General features: G+C 69.1%; 19 protein-coding genes. 8 read left to right on the plus strand and 11 right to left on the minus strand.

Annotated features, from left to right (window positions below):
- Positions 1-66 precede the first annotated feature (66 nt).
- The 5 genes from BO221_RS17380 (at position 67) to BO221_RS17400 (ending at position 8,345) form a co-directional block, all read left to right on the plus strand.
- Positions 67-1,743: a M20/M25/M40 family metallo-hydrolase gene (locus BO221_RS17380; protein ID WP_073561578.1), complete on the plus strand. Its 1,677-nt coding sequence runs from the start codon at positions 67-69 to the stop codon at positions 1,741-1,743.
- A gap of 79 nt (positions 1,744-1,822) precedes the next feature.
- A complete protein-coding gene (uvrB, locus tag BO221_RS17385; RefSeq protein WP_073561579.1) occupies positions 1,823-3,964 on the plus strand; it encodes an excinuclease ABC subunit UvrB in 2,142 nt (713 codons plus the stop codon).
- A gap of 6 nt (positions 3,965-3,970) precedes the next feature.
- On the plus strand, positions 3,971-5,908 hold the full coding sequence (gene uvrC, locus BO221_RS17390; protein ID WP_073561580.1) for an excinuclease ABC subunit UvrC: 1,938 nt from the start codon (positions 3,971-3,973) through the stop codon (positions 5,906-5,908).
- Between the two features lie 138 nt (positions 5,909-6,046).
- Positions 6,047-6,565 (plus strand): DUF507 family protein, encoded by a 519-nt coding sequence (locus BO221_RS17395; RefSeq protein ID WP_043403067.1) that lies wholly within the window; start codon positions 6,047-6,049, stop codon positions 6,563-6,565.
- A gap of 88 nt (positions 6,566-6,653) precedes the next feature.
- A complete protein-coding gene (locus BO221_RS17400) occupies positions 6,654-8,345 on the plus strand; it encodes a hypothetical protein (RefSeq protein ID WP_073561581.1) in 1,692 nt (563 codons plus the stop codon).
- Here BO221_RS17400 and BO221_RS17405 read toward each other — a convergent pair.
- Entirely contained in the window at positions 8,234-8,860 is a 627-nt protein-coding gene (locus tag BO221_RS17405; RefSeq protein ID WP_083681119.1) for a MarR family winged helix-turn-helix transcriptional regulator, read from the minus strand. The two genes, BO221_RS17400 and BO221_RS17405, sit on opposite strands and share 112 nt — an antisense overlap.
- Positions 8,861-9,125: 265 nt before the next feature.
- On the opposite strand from BO221_RS17405, the gene BO221_RS17410 reads away from it, so the two are divergent.
- On the plus strand, positions 9,126-9,494 hold the full coding sequence (locus tag BO221_RS17410) for a hypothetical protein (RefSeq protein ID WP_198956134.1): 369 nt from the start codon (positions 9,126-9,128) through the stop codon (positions 9,492-9,494).
- Here BO221_RS17410 and BO221_RS17415 read toward each other — a convergent pair.
- The 3 genes from BO221_RS17415 to BO221_RS17425 are packed head-to-tail and all read right to left on the minus strand — an operon-like array spanning position 9,484 to position 12,933.
- On the minus strand, positions 9,484-10,383 hold the full coding sequence (locus BO221_RS17415; RefSeq protein ID WP_073561582.1) for a DUF3108 domain-containing protein: 900 nt from the start codon (positions 10,381-10,383) through the stop codon (positions 9,484-9,486). The genes BO221_RS17410 and BO221_RS17415 overlap by 11 nt on opposite strands.
- Before the next feature lie 28 nt (positions 10,384-10,411).
- The gene (locus BO221_RS17420; protein ID WP_073561583.1) at positions 10,412-12,094 is read right to left on the minus strand and encodes a DUF4091 domain-containing protein; all 1,683 of its coding nucleotides are present in this window, start codon (positions 12,092-12,094) and stop codon (positions 10,412-10,414) included.
- Between the two features lie 29 nt (positions 12,095-12,123).
- The gene (locus tag BO221_RS17425; protein ID WP_073561584.1) at positions 12,124-12,933 is read right to left on the minus strand and encodes a DUF3108 domain-containing protein; all 810 of its coding nucleotides are present in this window, start codon (positions 12,931-12,933) and stop codon (positions 12,124-12,126) included.
- 287 nt (positions 12,934-13,220) lie between these two features.
- On the opposite strand from BO221_RS17425, the gene BO221_RS17430 reads away from it, so the two are divergent.
- Positions 13,221-13,427: a hypothetical protein gene (locus tag BO221_RS17430; protein ID WP_073561585.1), complete on the plus strand. Its 207-nt coding sequence runs from the start codon at positions 13,221-13,223 to the stop codon at positions 13,425-13,427.
- 33 nt (positions 13,428-13,460) lie between these two features.
- Here the strand turns inward: BO221_RS17430 and BO221_RS17435 are convergent, their stop codons facing one another.
- Together BO221_RS17435 and BO221_RS17440 are read right to left on the minus strand one after the other, a co-directional pair.
- Positions 13,461-14,126: a YggS family pyridoxal phosphate-dependent enzyme gene (locus BO221_RS17435; RefSeq protein ID WP_073561586.1), complete on the minus strand. Its 666-nt coding sequence runs from the start codon at positions 14,124-14,126 to the stop codon at positions 13,461-13,463.
- Positions 14,123-14,734, minus strand: a complete 612-nt coding sequence (locus BO221_RS17440; protein WP_073561587.1) for a nucleoside triphosphate pyrophosphatase — start codon at positions 14,732-14,734, stop codon at positions 14,123-14,125. The genes BO221_RS17435 and BO221_RS17440 overlap by 4 nt, the downstream gene beginning before the upstream one ends.
- A gap of 46 nt (positions 14,735-14,780) precedes the next feature.
- On the opposite strand from BO221_RS17440, the gene BO221_RS17445 reads away from it, so the two are divergent.
- Positions 14,781-15,872 carry a diguanylate cyclase gene (locus BO221_RS17445; protein ID WP_073561588.1) on the plus strand — a complete coding sequence of 364 codons (1,092 nt, stop codon included), beginning with the start codon at positions 14,781-14,783 and terminating at the stop codon, positions 15,870-15,872.
- 14 nt (positions 15,873-15,886) lie between these two features.
- Here BO221_RS17445 and BO221_RS17450 read toward each other — a convergent pair whose 3' ends face one another.
- From BO221_RS17450 to BO221_RS17470, 5 genes are all read right to left on the minus strand, one after another.
- A complete protein-coding gene (locus BO221_RS17450; RefSeq protein WP_073561589.1) occupies positions 15,887-16,519 on the minus strand; it encodes a pentapeptide repeat-containing protein in 633 nt (210 codons plus the stop codon).
- Between the two features lie 102 nt (positions 16,520-16,621).
- Positions 16,622-17,251, minus strand: coding sequence for a hypothetical protein (locus BO221_RS17455; protein WP_073561590.1), 630 nt, complete (start codon positions 17,249-17,251; stop codon positions 16,622-16,624).
- An 11-nt stretch (positions 17,252-17,262) separates the two neighbouring features.
- A complete protein-coding gene (locus BO221_RS56215) occupies positions 17,263-18,894 on the minus strand; it encodes a hypothetical protein (RefSeq protein WP_233166080.1) in 1,632 nt (543 codons plus the stop codon).
- Between the two features lie 165 nt (positions 18,895-19,059).
- Positions 19,060-20,001, minus strand: coding sequence for a DUF2381 family protein (locus BO221_RS17465; RefSeq protein ID WP_073561592.1), 942 nt, complete (start codon positions 19,999-20,001; stop codon positions 19,060-19,062).
- Between the two features lie 88 nt (positions 20,002-20,089).
- Positions 20,090-22,198 (minus strand): serine/threonine-protein kinase, encoded by a 2,109-nt coding sequence (locus BO221_RS17470; RefSeq protein ID WP_158079865.1) that lies wholly within the window; start codon positions 22,196-22,198, stop codon positions 20,090-20,092.
- Positions 22,199-22,231: the final 33 nt, after the last annotated feature.

The following is a 22,231-nucleotide window of genomic DNA, read 5'->3' on the forward strand; positions in this document are numbered from 1 at the left end:
GTTCAACCATCCAGACGAAGAACCCCCCTGCTCCAGCGGTCAGGTCATGGTAGGGGCACACGAGCCATGAAGCGAACGCTGGTGCTCCTCGCCGCCCTGATCCCCCTGCCGCTCGCCGCCCAGTCCCAGCTCACGACACCGGCGGAGAAGTCCGCCGCGCAGAGCATCGAGGCGGGGGACCTCCGGGCCCACATCGGCTTCCTGGCCTCGGATCTGCTCGAGGGCCGGGGCCCTGGCACGCGGGGGGACGCGCTGGCGCAGCAATACATCGCGGCCCAGTTCCAGCTCCTGGGCCTGAAGCCCGCGGGTCCCAACGGCAGCTACCTGCAGCCCTTCGATCTGGTCGGCATGACGGGCCACCCCGAGACGCTCACCTTCAGCAACGCGACGGAGCGCATGGAGCTCCGGTTCCACGACGACTTCATCGCGAGCTCGGGGGTGCAGGAGGCGGAGGCGGTGCTCCAGGACTCGGAGCTGGTGTTCGTGGGCTACGGCATCCAGGCGCCCGAGTACCAGTGGGACGACTTCAAGGGGATGGACCTGAGGGGCAAGACGCTCCTCATCCTGAACAACGATCCGGAGGATGACCCGAAGCTCTTCGCGGGCAAGGCGCGGCTGCGCTACGGCCGGTGGGACTACAAGTACGAGCAGGCCGCGAAGGTGGGGGCGGCGGGGGCCATCCTCCTGCACACCACGCCGAGCGCGGGGTACGCGTGGCAGGTGGTGCAGACGTCCTGGTCGGGCGAGCAGTTCGAGCTGCCGGCCCCGGAGGGCACGCCGCGCCTGCAGATGAAGGCCTGGACGACGGACGAGGCCACGCGCCGGGTGCTGCGGCTGTCGGACGTGGACCTGGACTCGCTGCGCTCGGCGGCCCAGCGGCGGGACTTCCGCCCGGTGGCGCTGGGGGTGAAGGTGTCCACGCGCTTCGCCAACCGGGTGCGCCGCCGTCCCACGGCGAACGTGCTGGGCCTGCTGCCGGGGAGCGACCCCAAGCTGTCCAAGGAAGTGGTGCTCTACACGGCGCACCATGATCACCTGGGCGTGAAGGACGACGCGAAGCCGGGCGAGGACGCCATCTACAACGGCGCGGTGGACAACGCGTCCGGCGTGGCGGCGATGCTCGAGGCGGCCGAGGCCTTCACCGTGCTGCCCAAGGCGCCGCCGCGCTCCATCCTCTTCGCGTCGGTGGCGGCCGAGGAGCAGGGGCTGCTGGGCTCGCAGTATCTCGCCGAGCACCTGCCGGTCCCTCCGGGGCGCGTGGCGGCCAACGTCAACATCGACGGGCTCAACATCCACGGGCGCACGCGGGACGTGACGGTCATCGGCCTGGGCAAGTCCTCGCTGGACGGGCCCCTGACGGCGCTGGCCCGGGCGCAGGGACGCATCATCAAGGCGGACCAATTGCCGGACCGGGGCTTCTTCTACCGCTCGGACCAGTACAACTTCGCCCGGCTGGGCATCCCCGCCGCCTACTTCAGCAGCGGCATGGACTTCATCGGCCGGCCGCCGGGGTGGGGCAAGGAGCGCCGTGAGAAGTGGGAGGCCCTGCACTACCACCAGCCCTCGGACGAGCTGGGCCCCGAGTGGGACTTCTCCGGTGCGGTGGAGGACGTGCGGCTCTTCTTCCTGCTCGGGGCCCACGTGGCCCGGACGCGCGAGTTGCCCCGCTGGAACAAGGGCGACGAGTTCGAGGCCCCCCGGCTCCAGGCGCTCGAGGCCCTGAGGAGCGAGGGGGCGAAGTAGCTCCCGCTTCGTCCTTCCGTGGGCGGATCGGCGATTTGGAACCGGCATCCCCGCACTCAGGGTGTTAAACCCCTGAGCCATGCCTGAGTTCCAACTCGTCAGCGACTACAAGCCCCAGGGCGACCAACCGCGCGCCATCGGTGAGCTCACCGAGGCCCTGCTGCGCGGCGACCGCTACCAGACGCTGCTGGGCGTCACGGGTTCGGGCAAGACGTTCACCATGGCGAACGTCATCGCCAACGTGAAGCGGCCCACCCTGCTCATCGCGCACAACAAGTTGCTCGCCGCCCAGCTCTACGGGGAGTTCAAGGCCCTCCTTCCGCACAACGCCGTCGAGTACTTCGTCTCGTACTTCGACTACTACCAGCCCGAGGCCTACATCCCCACCACGGACACCTTCATCGAGAAGGACTCCTCCGTGAACGATGAGATCGAGCGCATGCGCCACTCGGCCACGCACTCGCTGCGCACGCGCGACGACGTGCTCATCGTGGCCAGCGTCTCCTGCATCTACGGCCTCGGTACCGCGCGCTCGTACGTGGACATGGCCGTCACCGTGAACGTGGGCGCCGAGCTCGGCCGCGACAGCTTCATCCGCAAGCTGGTGGAGAGCCAGTACGAGCGCAACGACCTCGACTTCCACCGTGGAACCTTCCGTGCCCGTGGCGACACCGTGGAAGTGTTCCCCGCCTACGAGGAGGAGCGCGCCGTGCGCGTCAGCTTCTTCGGCGACGAGGTGGAGAAGATCACCGAGTTCGATCCGCTGCGTGGCGAGACGCTGGGCGCGCTGGAGAAGGTCGTCATCTTCCCCGCGAGCCACTACGTCACCGAGGTGGACACCCGGCGGAGCGCGCTCCAGACCATCCGCGACGAGCTGTCCGAACGCCTCCAGGAGTTCAAGCGCGAGGGCAAGTTGCTCGAGGCCCAGCGGCTGGAGCAGCGCACGATGTACGACCTCGAGATGATCGAGCAGGTGGGGTACTGCAACGGCATCGAGAACTACTCGCGGCACTTCTCGGGCCGGAAGATGGGCGAGGCCCCGCCGTGCCTGCTGGACTACTTCCCGCGCAACATGCTGGTGCTCATCGACGAGAGCCACCAGACGGTGCCGCAGATCGGCGCCATGTACCGCGGGGACCGTTCGCGCAAGGAGACGCTGGTGGGGCACGGTTTCCGCCTGCCCAGCGCCCTGGACAACCGCCCGCTCAAGTTCAACGAGTTCGAGGACATGGTGCAGCAGGCCGTTTTCGTCTCGGCCACTCCCTCCGAGTACGAGCTGCAGAAGTCCAAGGGCGTGGTGGTGGAGCAGATCATCCGCCCCACGGGCCTGACCGACCCCGAGGTGGAGGTCCGTCCGGCGCGCAACCAGGTGGATGACGTGCTGGAGGAGGTGCGCAAGCGCGTGGTGAAGCAGGAGCGCGTCCTCGTCACCACCCTCACCAAGCGCATGGCGGAGGACCTCACCGAGTACCTCACCGAGGTGGGCGTCAAGGTGCGTTACCTGCACTCGGATATCGGCGCCATCGAGCGCACCGCCATCATCCGCGACCTGCGCAAGGGCGAGTTCGACGTGCTCGTGGGCATCAACCTGCTGCGCGAGGGCCTCGACATCCCCGAGGTGTCCCTGGTGGCCATCTTCGACGCGGACAAGGAGGGCTTCCTCCGCAGCCACGTGTCCCTCATCCAGACCATCGGCCGCGCCGCCCGCAACCTCAACGGCCGCGTCATCATGTACGCCGAGTCCCTCACGGACTCGATGAAGCTCGCCATCGAGGAGACCAACCGCCGCCGCGAGGTGCAGCAGGCCTACAACGCCCAGCACGGGATTACCCCCAAGGCGGTCAAGAGCAACATCCTCGACCTGTCCGAGCACCTCTACGACGCGGACCCGTCCGCGCTGCCCATGGCCGCCGACTCGGCCAACGACGTGCTGGAGCCCAAGGAGATCAAGCGCCTCATCGGCGAGTTCACCAAGGACATGCAGCACTACGCCGACGAGATGCAGTTCGAGAAGGCCGCGGAGATCCGCGACCGCATCCTCCTGCTCAAGGACATGGAGCTGGGACTCAAGCCGCCCAGCCGCACGCTGCTCAAGGCCCCGCCCAAGCCGGCCGACGAGAAGAAGCCCGGCACCCCCGGTCCCAAGGGCAGGCGCGGAGGCAAGGGCGGCGGTGGCCCGCCTCACGGCAAGACGGGCATCGGACCGAGGAAGAGCCGCTAATTCCGTATGGACGCGAAGCTCGAAGCCAAGCTGGAGTCGCTGCCCACCGAGCCCGGCGTGTACCTGATGAAGGACCGCCGCGGAGAAATCATCTACGTGGGCAAGGCGGTCAACCTGCGCAACCGCGTGCGCTCCTACTTCACCCGCACCGGGGACACGCGCGCCTTCGTCTCGCTGCTCGACCAGTTCCTCGGCGATATCGAGACGGTGCTCGTCCACAACGAGAAGGAAGCCCTCCTCCTCGAGAACGAGCTCATCAAGAAGCACAAGCCGCGCTTCAACGTCCTCCTCAAGGACGACAAGCAGTACATCTCCCTGCGGCTCGACCGGACCCAGTCCTATCCCCGCCTGGAGGTGGTGCGCCGGTACGAGAAGGACGGCGCGCGCTACTTCGGCCCGTACTCCAGCGCCAGCGCCATCCGCGAGACGCTGCGCATCATCAACCGCTACTTCCACCTGCGCACCTGCACGGACCACGTGCTCGCCAACCGCAAGCGGCCCTGTCTGCTGCATCAGATCGGCCGCTGCCCCGCGCCCTGCGTCTACCCCGTCCCCGAGCACGAGTACCGCAAGAGCGTGGACGAGGTGGTCCTCTTCCTCGAGGGCAAGGCGGGAGAACTGGTGGAGGGGCTGCGCTCGCGCATGAAGCAGGCCGCCGGCGAGCTCAAGTTCGAGGAGGCCGCGCGCATCCGCGACCAACTGCTCGCCATCGAGCGCAGTCTCGAGCGCCAGAAGGTGGCCACCACCGACTTCAAGGACCAGGACGTCTTCGCCTTCCACCGCGAGGGGGACCGGCTGCTCGTCTACGTCCTCTATGTGCGCCAGGGCCGGCTCAATGGCGGCCAGGCCTTCCCGCTCGGCAGCCAGGAGTTCCCCGACGAGGAGCTGCTGCCCTCCTTCGTCAACCTCTATTACGACCAGGGCAACTTCGTCCCCGAGGAGGTGCTCCTCCCGCTGGACGCCGAGGAGCGCGAGGGACTCGAGGCGCTCCTCACCGAGCGCAAGGGCGAGAGGGTGCGCGTCATGGTGCCCAAGCGCGGCGAGAAGCGTGATCTGGTGGACATGGCGCAGAAGAACGCCGAGCAGGCCGTCATCGAGCGCCGCCGCACCAAGGACGAGACCGAGGTGGTGCTCCGCCGCCTCCAGGATCGGCTCCACCTGCGCAACCTGCCGCGCCGCGTCGAGTGCTTCGACATCTCGCACTTCCAGGGCTCCAGCATCGTCGCCTCCCAGGTGGCCGCCACCGATGGGGAGATCGACAAGTCGCGTTATCGCCGCTACCGCATCAAGACCCTGGAGACGCAGGACGACTTCGCCAGCATGCACGAGGTCATCTCCCGCCGGCTCAAGCGCGGCCAGGAGGAGGGGGACCTGCCCGATCTGTTGGTCATCGACGGTGGCAAGGGACAGCTCGCCAGTGCGCTCGCCGCCGCCAAGGACCTGGGGGTGGAGGGCGTGGACATCATCTCCCTCGCCAAGAGCAGGGATCTCGAGGTGCACGACCGCGACGAGGAGAGCGCCCGCAGCCCCGAGCGCGTCTTCATCCCCCACCGCAAGGACCCCATCGTCCTGCGGCAGAATTCGGCGGAGCTGTACCTGCTCGCCCGCCTGCGCGACGAGGCCCACCGCTTCGCGATTACCTTCCAACAGAAGTCCATGCGGAAGGGCAACTTCCACTCCGTCCTGGAGGACATCCCGGGGGTGGGGGAGACACGCAAGAAACTGCTGCTGCGCCAGTTCGGCTCCCTCAAGCGGGTGCGCGAGGCCACCATCGAGGAGCTGGCCGAGGCGCTCGGGCCCACCCTGGCCGAGCGGGTTCACGCCGCCCTCCACGGCCACCCCGAGGAGGATTCGGAGGATCCCATCCGGGAAGCCTCCCTGGCGGATGCGGGTGCCCTGGTGGACGAAAAGTCAGAAGAAGGGTCGCCACCCGGCTCGCCGTGATTAATTTCCGGTCGAAAGCGGATGCGGCAAGAGCGCTGAATCCGCGATGTTCCTGGGGTTTTTCATTGCGGCTGGGCTTGGCGCTGATTTATAGCGGACACGTCCAGTCGAGACGTCTTCAAGGGGCGAGGGACCGATATGAGGCTCTATCCGAAGGTGATTCCGATCATCTCCCGGGAGGTCGTCCAGAGGCTGATGCAGGACGGGGATATCGAGGTAGAGCCGATGCGCGTGGCTGATGCCGAGATGGACCTGTCCGCCATCATGCGGGAGTACCTGGCGAACGAGGAGCGCGTGAATCAAGCCACGCGCGAGGCCCTGGAGCGCCGGGGCTACGACTACTCCAAGTTCAACCAGGTCAAGCGTGAGATGGCCGACGTCCGCGGTTTCAAGATGGGTGACGAGGGCATCGAATACGTCATCAACCAGATGATCGAGTTCCTCCTCATCAGCCGCAATGTCGAGGAGGTGTATGCCGCCGACAACGTGCTTCGGCAGAAGATCCACGTGGTGATGAAGAAGCACCTGGACGTGGATGACGAGATCGACAAGGAGGCGCGTTCCCGCCTGAAGCACCTGCAGGAGGGCACCAGCGCTTTCGACATCGAGTACAACAAGACGGTGGAGCAGATCCGCCGCGCTCGGGGCCTCATCTAACGGCCGAGGCGGGCGCTCGTCCGCCTGGCCGCTTGGGGCCGCCAACCACCGCCTCCGCTGCCTACCCTCCCTGGAGGAGGCAGCGTCGATGGCGGGATTCCTCTCCAGCTTCGTGCTCACCGGGCTGCTCGCAGCAGCCAGCCCGGGGGGCTTCAGTTTCGATGGGCCCGAAGTGTCCGCGCGGACGACGGGCAACGTCGGTTTCTTCACACAGGGTACCATCCCCTTCACGGACCTCTTCGAGCGGGGCACCGGCTGGGCCGAGCTGTCCGTCCAGGACCGCATCGAGGACTACCGGGCCACCTATGGGGATGCCGGCAGCCTGGTGGCCACCTTCGACATCGGGGGTGACTCGTACCGGGTGGAGCTGGACCAGGTGGGCTTCCCACCGGCCCAGGCCCTGGCCACGAAGCCCGGGATGGGGCCCTTGCCGGGAGCCCCGGCCCAGCCCATCGCGGGCGGGGTGGTGCTCAATCAGGACATGCACGGCGGGGCGGTGCTCGGCTTCTACAACACATCGCGGGTGCACGCGGCGGCGGCGGTCTGGGGTATCGGGCGCGTCTGGCGCAATGGGGAGCTGCTCACCGACGCGGCCCTCATCCATGCCGCCGCGCTGGACCAGGGGTCGCACGCGGACGATGACACGTTCCGCACCCTGCCCGTGGCGCGTCCGGGAGACACCGAGCTGACCGTGCTGGCGTGGAACCTGCCTCGCGAGGCCGAGCCGCGCGGATTCATCCAGTTCGACTTCGACAACGTGGCCATCACCGTGAATGGCCGGGACGTGCCCGCGGTCGCGGTGGTGCCCACGGCGGGCAATCTCGCCGGAGTAGCGCCACCGAGCTCGCCGGTGCCGGGTGGCACCTCCCTGGGGGCCGTTCCCAACAGCTCCCTGTCGCAGCAGGGGGTGGGGGGCTCCGGTGTGGCGGGGACCCAGCCCGGGGCGGTGGATGGCCTGTCGGATCCGGCGAGGACCCAGAATCTGGCGCCGGTGGCCGACACCACGCTGCCAGGGCCCGCGGCGCAGCAGGGGGTGGTCCTGGATCCCTTCCTGGACGAGGGCCGGGTGTCACCCGCCACGCAGGATCCCACCCAGCCGGGGGTGACGTCTCCCGGGTTCTCGACCACGCCCATCGTTCCGGATGCCTTCGTGACTCCGGAGATCCCGGGGCGTGTGGCGCTCAACGAGAACCAGCCCGGGGCGCCCGGCCAGCTCGACGCGCAGTTCCCCGGGCAGCGGACACCCATCGTCCCGGAGTCCTTCCAGAACAACCCCGCGCGCCTGAGCGGTGATCAGCAGCCCCAGCCCACGCTGAACGGCTTCGTGCCGCTGACGACGGCGACGCAGCAGCCCAGCTTCCTGGCCACCCAGGGCTCCTTCTCCGTGGTGCCGCTGGTGCCTGGGGTGGCCGGGCCGGAGTTCGCCTTCGGGGGGACCCGGGTGTCGGCCGGGGTGATTCGCACGCCGAGCCCGGGCCAGGTGCAGACGCCCGCCGTGCCGCTCGTGGCCACGCCCCAGCCGCTCAACGCGCAGCAGCCGGTGCCGCTGGTCGCCGGGCCGCAGCCGCTCAACGCGCAGCCCGCGGTGCCGCTCATCGCCGCACCACCGCCGCTCAACTCGCAGCCCATCTCCGGCACGCTGCCCGGCGCCACCGCGCCGACGACGACTCAGGGCGCGGGCTCTCTGCCGGGCCTGGTGCCCGCCAACCCCAACGCGGGCGCGAGTCCCGCCGCGACGACGCCGGCCGTGTCCTCGCCAGGAGCCGCGCCCTCGCCGTGACCGTCGAAGGAGAGCGGGGCGTTGCCAACGCCCAGCTCCTCGGCCAGGGCGGTGAGCACCTCCTGCGCACACGCCAGCCGCGCTTTCGGCACCCGCGAGAGCGCGCGCTGCACGGCGGTCTCCACCGTGCCCTCGGCCGGGACACTCAGCCCCTGGCCCGCCTGGGTGAGGAAGAGGGGGGCCCTGCGCGCGTCGAGTGGGTCCGCCCTGCGCTCGACGAGCCCCCGCTTCTGCAGGCGCTTCATGACGCCGGTGAGCGTGCTGGGATGGACATGGAGGATCTCCGCGAGCCCTCCCGCGGTGATGCCGGGGTACTGGCCCACGAGCCGCACCACCAGCCGCTGCGGGCCCGTCAGCCCCAGCGTGGTCTCCATGTGCTTGGAGGTGGAGCGCAGTCCCTGGTCCACTGCCCACAACAGGCGCAGGAACTCCATCACCTCGTCCAACTGGGGGGCTTCGTTCCCGTTCGCGGCGGAGGCGGTGCCGGCCGCGTCGAACTCCTTCAGGGGGGCCATGGGAGGCTCGTGGCCGGTTTGGCGGGCAGGGGCATCATCGGGGGCGTCCTTGGGGAAGGTGCTTCACGGTGCCAGTGGCTCCGTCTCCCTGAGCAATGCCCGTGCCTCGTCCGCTTCCCTGTATGGGGTGGTGCGTCAAAGCCTCCAGGAGTGGCAAAGCGCGCGCCCTGGTATGGCGAAATGCCGCTGTCGGCGCACGCCGCGGCACCTCCGGAGGGGGGAGCGAAAAATTGACCCCCTGCTACCGGCCTGTAGCTTGTCGCACATGACAACACCCGCTGCCGCCCTCGTTGCCGTTCCCGCGACGCTGCGCCGCTCGGGGGCCGATCCGCTCCGCCAGTCGATGGAGCACCTCGGCCACGTGCTGCCCGAGCGTGCCGATTCCACCGTGCTCCTGGACTTCCTGGAGGACGACCTGCGCGAGGGGCTCGACGCGCTCGGAGATGTCGAGGCGCACTTCACCGACGTGCTCGACGCCCTCCATCCGGACGCGCTCTCCCCCCTGGGAATGCTGCAGGCGGGAGACGAACAGTTGGTGCTTCAACGGTTGGAGCTGTTGATGGACGTGGTGACGCGGGTGCGCCGCCGGCTGTCGCAGGCGGCGGGGTTGATGCGTCAGACGACTACCACTTGAGCTGTTCCTTGCCCTGGGCCTGCTTCGCCTTCTCGCCGGGGCGGGAGTACGAGGTCAGGGTGGCGCGCACGGCACCGAGGTCGATGGTGCCCACGGCCGCGAGCGGCAGCCGGCGGTCGTCGTCCGTAATCCAGACGTGGACCTCGCGCTTCATCTTGGGGTTGTCCAGGCGCACGGCGACGCCCTCCAGGTGCCAGGCGTCGAACTCGCCGAGCGGCAGGGACACGTGCTCCCGCTTCACCACGGAGCCCGTCATGCGCCACATGCGGCGCACGCCGTAGACGTCGAAGCACACGGGCAGGCCCTCCTTCAGGGGCAGCTGGCGCAGCATGTAGATGGCCCCGGCCACATCCATGCCCTCGTGCTCGTAGGGTTGGTTGCTGCTGCCCGGCTTGCCCCGGACGACGTAGTCGATGCGGACGTTGCGCTCCTTGGCGTTGAAGGCCACGTCTACGGTGCGGTGCTGCTCGTTCTCAGTGGCCTCCTCGGTGTAGCGCGAGGGCCGGAGCGTCTTCGGGTGCATGTAGCTCATCGCGGTGGCATTCACCCGGCGCACCTTGGAGAAGAAGGAGTTGGTCTGGACCTTGATCTGCACCGGCAGCGAGCCGTCCTTCTTCTTCTGTACCGACATGGTCATCTTGCCGGCGGTGGCGCCCATGGCGTCGAGGTCGAACTCGAGCTCCTCGCCCGGAGCGAAGGACAACGGGGTGCGCAGGGCGGGCAGGCGCTGGGCGCAGGCGGGCACGGAGGGCTTTTCAGCCGGAGCCTGCTGGGCCGGAGCGGCGGGCGCCTTGGTGTCCTCGGGACCGTCCGCGTCGGGCAGCTGCGCCCAGGCAGCGGAGGAGAAGCTGAACAGGAGGGCTGCGAGGGCGGTGCGCATGGCGGTCATCCTTGATTCCAGGTGAGACGTCTCCAATTCACTTGGGACGGACGCCCGAACGCTTCGCGTATTCGGACGCTTCCCAGCGTTTCCTCAAACGGAGGGTCATCTCCCGGCGTACCTGCTCCCACTGCCGGGCATCCGTCTCCACTTCATAGCCCGAGCGGGTGAGCCGCCGCGCGGCCTCTCGGGCGAATGTCCGCTCCCCGAGCGACTCCAGCAGCTTCAGGTACTCGTAGTCCTCGAGCCCCTCGCGGATGCTCTTGAGGCGCAGGGAGACCACGGGCTGGTGGCGGGAGAAGCCCGGCCGGGCCGGAGTGCCCGGGTAGAAGAGGGTGCCGTCGCCGTTGCCGCCGAACTCGAAGACGTCCTTCCACGGGTCCTTGGTGTTGTAGGCGAAGACAGTGTCGAAATAGAGCTCGCCGTCCACGCCGGAGAGGAAGGCCAGCGGGCCCATGGCGCGGTTGAGCGGGGTGGGGTGGTCCACCATGTACGAGGCCCAGCCGCTGTAGACCTTCTCGGCGGCGGCGTCCGGGGTGGGCCCGCCGTTGCAGCCGTGCGAGTTGCAGCTCTGGTACCACCACACCTTCACGTGGGGGTCGAGCTTGCCGCGCAGCGTCTGAAGCGGGACGACGTTGCGGCACGTCTGGGGCCCGGGGCGGGGGAAGAAGCAGTTGAGCGTGGGCGCGAGGATGTCCGCCGAGCCACGCAGCGCGTCATCCAACGGGGCGGTGACGAGCACCGGCACGTCCTGTTTGGCCGCGCGCACGCGCAGGGCCTGGGTGCGGACGAGGGCCACGTCCTCGGGCTTGGGCTCGTCCTTGGCGTAGAAGAAGAGGCGGGCCTTCCAGCCCTTCTGGCGGAAGTGCTCGGCGAAGGCGCGGTAGTACGCGGACTTCTCGGCGTCGGTGCGGGCCGCCCTGCTGTCGCGCACGTCGGCGGTGGTGAAGCGGGCCCCCGAGTCCAGCGCGGAGCCCTCGAGGAAGGGCCCCATCTCCTTGTCGTACGCGCTGAAGTCCACCACCGCCTTGCCGCCCTCGAAGCGCACCGGCGGCGCTTCCATGCTCATGCCATGGGCGCTGACCCGGTGGGCCAGCAGGGCGCTCACGTAGTCGCGCAGCAGTGCCTGGGCCTCGGGAGACTCGGGCTTCAGCCCGTGTGCCTTGGAGATGCTGTAGAGCGAGATGCCGAAGCTGTTGGGCAGCGAGGACGTGGCGGGCAGGACGAAGGGCTGCACCTCCGCGGTGAAGGGGACGGGCGCCAGCGCCTTGCCCCCGGCCTCCACGTGCAGCGCGCCCTGGTACGTGCCCGGCGCCTGGGACTCCGGGGCGCACAGCTCCACGTAGAGGACGTTGGGCGCTCCCTCCGGCCCCGGCGGGGACTCCACCGGCACCAACGCGTCCGGCCACAGCCCCGTGGCGCCCTGGGAGTTGGAGGGCGTCTTCACGTCCAGGTACGCCTCGCGCCACACCGAGGCCTCCAGCGTCTTGCCCTCGGGCCCGCGCAGGGCCAGCGGCTTCACCTTCAGCCGCGCGCCGCCGGGGGGGAGCACCACCTGGGCGGCCTCGCACTCACCCCGCGCGAGGCTCAACCGGGCTTCCTTCGCTCCCTTCAGCTCGACGCCGGGCCGTACCTTCTCCAGCGCGGACACCACTCGAGGTTCGGGCGCCGCGGTCAGCATCTCCGCGAGCAGCCACCCCATCGCCCAACCCGCCCCCATGTCGCCCCCCTCCGCGGCCCCCGGCCGCTCTAGGTTCCGCTTCGCGCCGTCGTCATGACGGACGCCATGATCTTCCCCTGCTGGTACTCCGTCAGCTCCGCCACGAGCGAGCCCAGGGCGAGCTCCGCCTCGATGCGCACCGGCAGGCGGCGCGCGTCCGCGGTGAACCAGGCCACCATGTCGCGCTTGGAGGCCAGCTTGCCGGAGAACTCCGTGTACACGCGCATGCGGAACACGTCCTGCTTGCCCAGCACCGTGTCCAGCGTCTCGCGGGCCTCCACCTTCGCCTTCATCTGGAAGGTCCTCGAGCCGGTGAAGACGGGGTACGCGTACTCCTGGCCCACCTCCAGCACACGGTTGCGCAGCGCGAAGGTGGCCCCGGCCACGTCGAGCGTGCCCTCGGCCAGCTCGTGGATGGACTCGCGAGGCGTCTCGCCCTCCCTCTGCTTCACCACCTGGGCGGACTTGCCGTCCTCGGCCAGCTTCACGCGCACGCGGCGGCGCTTGTTGTTCTGGTCCTCGTGCATGTCCGAGCCCAGCACCCGCTGCGCGCCGAAGTCCCAATAGGAGACGTATTTGTCCTTCACGGGCCACACGCCCGCGATGGCTTCCGACCTCGCCAACGACACGATGGGCCAGACGTCCTTGCCCCACTGCTTCATGGGGGCGCCCACCGTCACCTGCGCCGAGCCCGCCGTCATCCCGAGGTACTGGATGCGGTAGCGCGCCTGCTCACCGGGACCGAATGCGGACCGCAACCCACCCTGGGCGAGGGCAGCCCCCGACAGCAGGAGGCTCAACAGCATCCCGGTGAACATTCCCTTGGACTGCATGCGCATCAATGGCTCCTGGCAAGGTAGGCAGCCGCTGGCCGAGGTGCCAATCGCACCTCCAGCCGCACTTCTCTGACTGCCACCTCACGGACGAATCGCGGGGTGGCCCATTCAACCGCAGAATTCCACCCGGGTGTGCGCTGGTTCAGGGGCGGGGAGTTGCCGGTAGGACAGCATGCGGCCGGGCACGAGCCGGGCCCGGGTGAGAGGGGGGAGCCCTTCCCCCGGCGAGGCTGCTAGCCTGAGCGGAGCCCGGCCGGCGTGGAGCCGGTGCCCGGCCCAGGAGGGACGCGATGCCGCTGGACTACTACGAGGACGAGGACGAGAAGGACTCGGGCTCGAAAAACGGCCGTAAGGACTTCGACTGCCCTGAGTGCAACGCCAACAACCCGCTCGAGGAGGCGCTCGCGGACGGCCAGGAGTTGCTCTGCAACTATTGCGGCTGCGAGTTCTCGGTGAAGGCCCAGGACAACGGCCGCTTCAAGTTCAAGGAACTGTGAGCGGGCCGTGAGCCCCGGGCGGGGCCCCCGCGCTCAGGCGCGCTCGCCGAAGATGGCGGTGCCCACGCGCACCAGGGTGGCCCCTTCCTCGATGGCCAGCTCGAAGTCGTGGGTGGTGCCCATGGACAGGCCCGTCAGCCCGTGCTGGCGGGCCAGCTCCCGGAGGGTGCGGAAGTAGCCCCGGGCCACCTGCTCGTCCTCGGTGGGCGGGGGCAGGGACATGAGGCCCTCCACGCGCAGCCCCGGCAGCGCGCGCACGGACTCCAGGAAGGGCCCGAGCGTTTCGGGAGCCAGCCCGCTCTTGCTGGCCTCGCCGCCCACGTTCACCTCCACGTAGCAGGGAATGGGCGAGTCCTGCCGGCGGCGCGACAGCTCCTGGGCCACCTCCAGCCTGTCCAACGCGTGGAAGGAGAGGGCGGCCTTCGCCACGTACTTCACCTTGTTCGTCTGCAGCGGCCCGATGGCGTGCCAGCGCAGGCCCTCCAGGTCCGCCAGCTCCGCGGCCTTGTCCCGCAGCTCCTGGGCGTAGTTCTCCCCGAAGTCGCGCTGGCCCGCCGCGTAGGCCTCGCGGATGAGGGCCGCCGGCTTCAGCTTGGACACGGCCACCAGGGTGACGGAGCCGGGCTCCCGGCCCGCCCGGGCACACGCCGCGGCCACCCGGGCTCGAATCCCCTCCAACCGCTCGGCGACGCTGCTCATGGCTTGCTCCAGGGAAGGGGGACGCCAGCCCGGGCGAGCAGCTCCAGCGTCTCGCCGAGGGGCAGGCCGATGACGTTGGTGGGGCTGCCCTCGATGCCCGCCACGAGGAAGCCGCCCTTGCCCTGGATGGCGTAGCCACCGGCCTTGTCCAGGGACTCGCCGGTGCTGGCGTACCAGGCGATCTCCCCCTCACTCAGGGGGCGGAAGGTGACGCGGGTGCGGACCACCATGGAGTGTTCGCCGGGGTGCTCGCCCCCGGGGCCGGCGAGCGCCACGCCGGTCTGGACCTCGTGTGTCCTACCTGACAGACGGCGCATCATGTCGCGGACCTCGGCCGCGTCATGGGGCTTGCCGAGCAGCTCGTCGCCGAGGACGACGGTGGTGTCGGCGGCCAATACCCAGGCCCCGGGAGTGCGGGTGGCCACCGTTCTGGCCTTTTCCCGGGCCAGCCTCAGCACGTAGGCTGTGGCGGCCTCGCCCTGGTGGGGGGTTTCGTCGATGTCCGCCGCGGACACGTCGAAAGCCAGTCCGAGCTGGCCGAGGAGCTCGCGCCGCCGCGGCGAAGCGGACGCGAGAACGAGCCGGGTTTGACCCACTGAGGTGTGCATGTTACGGCTCGCCTCTAGCAGAACTGCGCCCTGGAGTGGACCCTGGATGAATCCCGCGGACCTGCTCGCGGCCATGTCGCGCACGGTGGAGCAGTTGGCCGCCTACAACGACATCGCGAAGGCTCTGACCTCGACGCTCGAGTTGCGCGAGGTGCTGAACCTGATGATGGAGAAGGTGCGCAGCCTGTTGCGGCCCCGCAACTGGTCGCTGCTGCTCCAGGATGAGCGCACGGGCAAGCTCTACTTCGAGATCGCCGTGGGCGAGGGCTCGGAGGTACTCAAGGGGCTGCAACTGTCCCCGGGCGAGGGCATCGCCGGGGCGGTCTTCTCCTCGGGGACGGCCCGGCTGGTGGAGGACGTGACGAGAGATCCGCTGTTCGCCGCCCGCTTCGATGAGGCCTCGGCCTTCCGGACCCGCTCCATCGTGGCGGTGCCGCTGATTGCCCGCGGGAGGGTGCTGGGGGTCATCGAGCTGGTGAACGGGGCGACGGACCGGCCCTTCACGCAGGATGACCTGATGGCGCTGACGGCCATCTCGGACTTCGCGGCCATCGCCATCGAGAACGCGCGCAACTTCCGGCGGGTGCAGGAGCTGACGATCACCGACGAGCACACGGGCGTGTACAACGCCCGGCACCTGCGGGCGCAGCTGGAGCACGAGGTACGGCGCTCGCAGCGCTTCCACCACCCGGTGTCGCTCATCTTCCTGGACCTGGACCGCTTCAAGTCCATCAACGACGCGCACGGGCACCTGGTGGGCAGCGCGGTGCTCAAGGAGGTGGGCGAGCTGCTCGTCTCCTGCTGCCGGCAGTTGGACTACGTGTTCCGCTACGGCGGGGACGAGTTCGCCCTGCTGCTGGTGGAGACGGGCACGGACGGGGCGCTGACGAGCGCCACGCGCATCCGGGACACCTTCCGCAACCGGCGCTTCCAGGAGGCGGCGGGGTTGGATCTGCAGCTGACGGCGAGCCTCGGGGTGGCGACGTACCCGGAGCACGCGCTGTCGTCGGTGGACCTGGTGAGGGCGGCGGACTTCGCCATGTACGCGGCGAAGGCGCGGGGCCGGGACGACGTGTGCGTCGCGGTGCCGCACGCGGACATGCCCGGCGGCGTGGCCATGATGCCCCGCAAGAAGTAGGGCGGCGGCGCGCGTCAGTAGACGAAACAGTCGAACTGCTCGATGACTGCCCTGAGTTCTTCCGGGGTGGTTTCGAGCTTCTTCGCGACGGCGGGAGCGTACTTCGTCAGAGCCACCGTGGACGGCGGCTGGTTGTGGAGATCGTCCACGACGACACGGCCAAACAGATCGGGCCACTTGCCGCGACGTAGCTCCGAAGCCCTGCCGATGGGGTCCAGGAAGGTGAAACAGGGCCACTTGGGAAACCGAAGGGTCCGGGGGTCACACCCCATGAAGCGGCAGCCGTCCAGGCGGGCTTCGGAGAAGTCGCAGTCCTCGATGGAGCCCAGCTGGTACTCCGGCTCCGTTCCGTACTCGGGCCAGTGCCCGAAGTCGCACCCCGACAAGCGCCCCTTGAACCGGCAGCCCTTCAGAGAGGCACCTATCCACTGTTGATGGTTCTTCAATTCCTGCTTCACGTCGAAGGTGCAGTCGATGAAACGAACTCCGGTGATGAGCAGATTCCTGGCGGAGACCTTCAGGACGACGGTGCAATTGCGGAGCGTCAGATTGGGCCCAAGAAAATAGATTGAATTCTTGTCCGTTAGCTCCAACCGCTGGTTTTCGAGCGCCTGATTCTCGATGATGACGTTCGGGGATGGCTTCATGCCGGTCCTGTTCAGAAGGTGAGCATCCGGAAGAACTCGTTCGCCATGCGTCGGCCATGGTGCGCGAGGTTCGACGCCGTTCCGGAGAGAATCTCGTCTGCCTCAATACAGAATGCAGTCGAACTTCTCGACGACGGACCTGAGCGCTTCGGGGGTGGTCTCGAAACGTTTGGCAATGGAGGGGGCGTGATAGGTGATGGCTCTGGTGGACGGAGGCCGCGTGTGTAGATTTTCTATGACGACAAGGCCGAACCGGCCCGGCCATTCGATGCTATTCAACTGCTGGCTGTGTCCAATCGGGTCCAGGATGGTGAAGCAGGGCCACCTGGGAAATCGGAGGGTGCGGGGATCACTCCCCATGATGCGACAGCCATCCAGAATGGCCTCGGAGAAGTCGCAGTCCTCGATGGAGCCCAACTGGTACTCCGGCTCCTTGCCGTACTCGGGCCAATGCCCGAAGTCACACCCCGACAGCCGCCCCTTGAACCGGCAGCCCTTGAGTGAGGCTCTTATCCACTGCTGGTGGTTTTTCAGTTCCTGCTTCACCTCGAAGGTGCAGTCGGTGAACCGTACGTCGCGAATGAACAGGTTGCTGGCGGCCACCTTCAGCACCAGGGTGCAGTTCTTCAGCGTCAGATTGCGGCCCAGGAAGTAGAGGGTGCCTTTGTCCGTCAGTCCCAGCCGCTCGTGTTCCAACTGCGTGTTCTCRTAGAAAACCTTCTTGGCAATCATCCGCCGCCCTTTCAGAAGGTGAGCATCCGGAAGAACTCGCCCGCCATGCGCCGGCCATGGTGCGCGAGGTTCGACGCAGTTCCGGAAAGAATCTCGTACCGGCGACCGTTCGCTGGGTCAATGACGTCGACACCCTTGCTCAGGCTGAAGTCGTAGAGATGTCCAAGCTGGTCTTTCACCGTATTTTGCACGAAGCGGCCCCGGGCCTCGCGCTCCAATAGGTGCGCCAGCCAGTATTCGCCCTTCTTGAGGGCATCATTGATGGCTTGACGTTCATTCGGGGAGAGCCTGTGGGAGCCCCACTGCTGGGCGGCCTCGGTGACTGCCTTCTGGAGTCTGTCGCCCACCTCGTCCGTGACGGGGATGTCGTGGAGGGACATGCCACGACGCAAGTGCCACCTCTGCCCATTGGGGAGAATCACCTGCAGGTTGCCGCCCCGGTGGCGGATGGCCACGGTACCCGAGAAGCCGTTTCCGGAAGCGGCCCCACCACCCCGCCCCTTCTTGAGCATCACCACCGCCAGGGGGCCGTGCGGCGTGGCCGCCACCGTCTCCACCGCCGCCACCGCCCGCGCCAGCGCTCCCTCCTGGGCCGCCAGGGTTTCCACCCGCCCCAGTACCGCGGCGCCACCCTGCGCCCGCCATTGCGCGCTCGCCAGCCCGTAGCCCGGTAGCGCCCGTACCCGCGCCGCTACCTCGCCCACCGTGCGTCCGGTGAGTGCGCCCACCGCTAGAAGCATCGCCCGCGCCGCGTCCGTGCCCAGCAGCCGGGCGAAGCCCTCGCCCGCCTCGCGCAACTCCGCGAGGCTGGTGGCCTCGTGCGCTCGGGTGGCCATGGCCGCCCAGCCGTCCATCAGCCCCCACAGCGTGTCCACGCCCAGCCAGGCCACCAGCACGACGGACAGGCCAGCGGCCAGTAACTTGGTGGTTGGCTCGGGCACCAACCAGAGAGCCAGGTATGCCCCGAGCGTCCACATGCACGAGGCCACCAGCACCTGCGGGTCCAACTCCCGCCCCAGCGCTGCCTTCGTCTCCTCCAGCACCGAGCCAAAAGCCAGGGCGAGTGCCAGCGTGCGCCGGTCGTCCGCCTTGAGGTAGGGCCCGTCGTCCAGCAGGCGCAGGCAGTCGCCCCCGCCGTGTCCCCGGGTGCACCACAGCAGGTACCCCTCGCGCAGGGCCTCGTCCGCCACGGGCTTGAGCCGACTGTCCTCGTCCTCGGGCACCAGCGTGAGGACGCGGCCCTTGTCTACCTCGGCCACCCACGTCCCGCTCATCTGCTCCCATTCCGGGTGCTGCTCCACCTGTCCCTTCAGCCACTCGCGTGCTGCCTCGCGCGGGCTCTTGCCCTCGTGCTGCACCTGGTGGGCGATGTGCCGCAGGGCGCGCTGGAAGTCCGCCCGGCTCACCGGCACCGGCCGGGTGGTGCCACCGCCCGGCTCCACCACCGCCACCTCGTACACCACCGCGCCCGTGAGCTCGGCGTCCGAGGCCGAAGGGCTTTCCTCCTGGGGAGCCGGTGGCGGGGTGAGCGACAGCGAGGGTCCCCGGCCCGAGAACATGCTCCCCGGAGGATGGCCCGTGGCACATGCCGAGAAGAGCAACGGCACGAGCAACACCCACCAGCGGCGCGGCGGCGGGCCCATGGGTTGGCGACTCTTCACACGAGGGGACATGCCGCACCGCTCCCTCCAGCCGGGCGGGCTGGGGCCTGGGGTTTCCGCGAGTACACGGAAACGCGGGCGCGACCGTCAAGCCACTGGGTAGGAAGAGCAGTTGAGGATGTGTCGGGTTGGAAATGGGCACGAGCGCTACGGGAAGGTGACGTTCCCCAGGGTGACGGTGCGCTTCTGCTCGGCGTCCCAGAGCGTGAGGGTGTACGTGCCCCGCGCCTCCGTCTCCGACGCGGGCACCTCCACCACCACGCGGCGCCTGGGCTTCTGCTCGTCGGCAACGGCTTCACGTGGAGGAATGGGCTCCGGCTGCCAGAGAGGCAGCACCTTCAACACCTCGCCCTTGGGCCCACGCAGCACCGCGCCCGCCGCCATCCACGGCAGCGTGCCGGGATTCTTCAGCCACACCTCCACCGCCACCCGGCCCTCGGCGCGGTAGCTGTAGACGTCACGCGGGACCAGTGCGTTGCCCTTCGGCTTGGTAACGATGTCCGACAGGTCCTTGAAGGCAATGCGCCCCTTTTCCAGCAACCCCGACGCCAGCACGCCCCGGAGTCCCTCGGGGGCGCCGCGCTCGGCGCGCAGCTGGTGCACCTCCTCCTGGCACTGCCGGGTCTCGGCCCGGGCCACCTTCTCCCCCTCTTGGAAGGACGCCATTGGGCGGGGCTCGCGAAACACCTTCACCTGCTGCATGCCCAGGGCAGGGTGGGCCAGCAGGACGAAGGTGGCGCAGGCGGGGGCCGCGTCATCCGCGAAGCACGCCTCCACCTGGAGGCGCTCCCCGGCCGCCAGGTTCTCCGGGGGAGTCAGTGTGAAGCCGCGCTGGCCCACCGACACATCCGCGAAGCGCTCCCGCTCCTCCAGCCGCACGGACTCTGGCCGGAGCGCCGTGTCGAAGCGCAGCGTGAGGGGCAGGTCCGGGCTGATGCACACCACGGGCGGCTCCGCGGGAGGCCTGGCCGTCAGCACCAGCTGGGGACTCGCCGTTTCACACACGTCCGGTGAGGACGGCTCGGCGGCCTGGGAGGAGATGGCGAGGAGGGCCAGCGCGAGCAGGCCCACGGGGGACGCAAGGAGCACGGGGAGTCAACCTCCAGGGGAAGGCGAGGCGGGGTGACGGGAGGCGTTGGCCTCTACCACACCTCCCTGTTTCCGTGCCCCCTGCGTCCTACTCGAAGCGCTCCACCGCCCGGAGACCTTGTGTAGTGATGACCACGGCGGCGTCGGCGGGGCCGCCAACGTCGTCCCGGGGAACACCGAGCGTCTCGCCGTCGCGGGTGACCAACTCCAGGCACACCGGGCGCGTCCTCCCGTCACGCCAGCTGGCTTGCGTGAAGCGGCCGTACACGCGCTCCGGCCCGAGGTAGAGCCGCCCGGTGAGCGTTAAATTGCTCAGCCGCTTCATGCTCTCAACCTCCATCGGCGTGGACTCGCGCACGGTCTTGAGCAGGCGGCCCTCTTCTTTATCGGGATCGCCAAAGGACGCGATCCCCACGTCCCCAATATCGACGCCCAACTCCTTCATCGTCTCCACGGCACCGGGAGGGCAGTCGGCGGGCCGGGGCGGGGGGCGCACCACCTGGGGCGTACCGGTGCAGCCGGTGAGCAGCACGGTGCAGAAGCCCACCACGCACATCTCCTGGCGGCCCGGCACACAGTGCAACGCCTTGCGCCGCGACCGGGCGGCGGGCTTCTCGTCGGGCTTCGGGCGGGTGTCGTTCTCGCGGAGCATGGAAGTGAGCGCGGGGAAAGGGTCCGGGAATGCAGCCGCGCTCCTTTCAGCTTCGGACGGCTCGCCCGGCTCCGCCACTTCGCGGACGAGCGCGGCGTGCAGCGTGGGATGGCTCGTCCACCACCTGGCAGGTGCTGGCACCACCGGAGCGGCCAGTGCCGGCGAGCGCGCGTCCCTGGACTCCAGGCGGGAGTGCAGCGCCCATGTGCCCGCCAGCACCAGCAGCAGGGCCACGGCCGCTGCCGCGGCGCGAACTGGCCGCCCTCGGCCCGGCCTCCGCGCGGGGGGCATCTCCGCCACCACGCCGTGCCCGGGTGCGGCGTCGTGTCTGGCTTCGGGGGCGGGCCCGGGTGCGGCGGCGGCCTCGTGCGCCGACACGGGCAGGGGCGGCTCATACAGCCGCGCTTCCAGCGATTCCACCATCGCCTCGAAGCTTCCGGCCGGCCCCTCTTCTTCCAGCGCGGCCACGGCGGCGGCGGCAGGTGCCTGGGGCGGGGGGGGCGGCTCACTCCGCGCTTTCTTGCGCACCCGCCCGCGCCGGGGCATCACCGCCTTCAGCTGCTGCTGGACGCGCTCCCACGTGCTCCGGTCCACCACCTGGCCGGGGAGCTCCTCCGTGGTGCGCACCTCCGGGGCGAAGGGGTCCATCAGCGGCATGTCCCAGTCCGCCCCCGCCCCCGCCAGCGCCGCCTCCAGCGCCGCGGCCACCGCGTCCATGTCCGCCAGTCTCTCCCCGGGCTCCTTCTCCAGCATGCGCATGCACACCTGATTGAGTGCCACCGGCACCCGCGGGTTGCGCTCGTGCGGCGCCAGCGGCGTGCGGGTGCGGATGTCCTCCACCATGCGCGGGTTGCCCATGCGCGAGCCGAAAGGCAGCCTGTCCGTCAGCAGCTCGTACAGCGTGACGCCGAAGGCCCACACCTCGTCGGCCACGCCCGGCTGGTAGCGCGCCTCCTCCTCCGGGTGCTCCCGGAGGAAACGGTACGTCTCCGGGCTGGTGTACTCGGGTGTCCCCGGCGGCAGCCGCCGCATGCGCGGCAGCGTGGCGCGGCCCTCCAGGTGGCCCACCCCGAAGTCCACCCACACCGGCCTGCCGTCCGCCGCCCTCACCAACAGGTTGTCTGGTTTCACATCCCGGTGCAGCACGCCCCGGCGGTGCACCACCGCGAGCGCCCGCGCCGCCTCCAGCATCAGCGTGGCGCCCGTGCGCGCCGAGGGGTTGTGCTCCAGCGCATGGCGCAGCAGCGTCCGGCCCTCCACGTACTCCATGACGAGGTAGAAGTAGCCCTCCTCCGGGTACGGCCAGCGCCCATGGCCCAGCACCCGCACCACGTTGGGGTGCTCCAGGTGGCGCAGAATATCCAGCTCCAGCTCCCCCGAGTGGCTCACCGGCAGCGAGCGGAACAACTTGAGGACATAGGAGCGGCCCTCCCACCCGGCCAGGAAGACGTGGCCCTGGCCGCCCTGGCCCAGCGGGCCCACCACCCGGTACTGGCCCACCTTTTCATCGGGCTGGGGCAGTCTGTAGACCCACGCTCTCCTCACTGGTGCTACCTCCAAGGTTCGGAGGCTAACATG

Origin of the sequence: Archangium sp. Cb G35 (assembly GCF_001896145.1) — a bacterium.
Classification (GTDB): Bacteria; Myxococcota; Myxococcia; order Myxococcales; family Myxococcaceae; genus Archangium; species Archangium violaceum.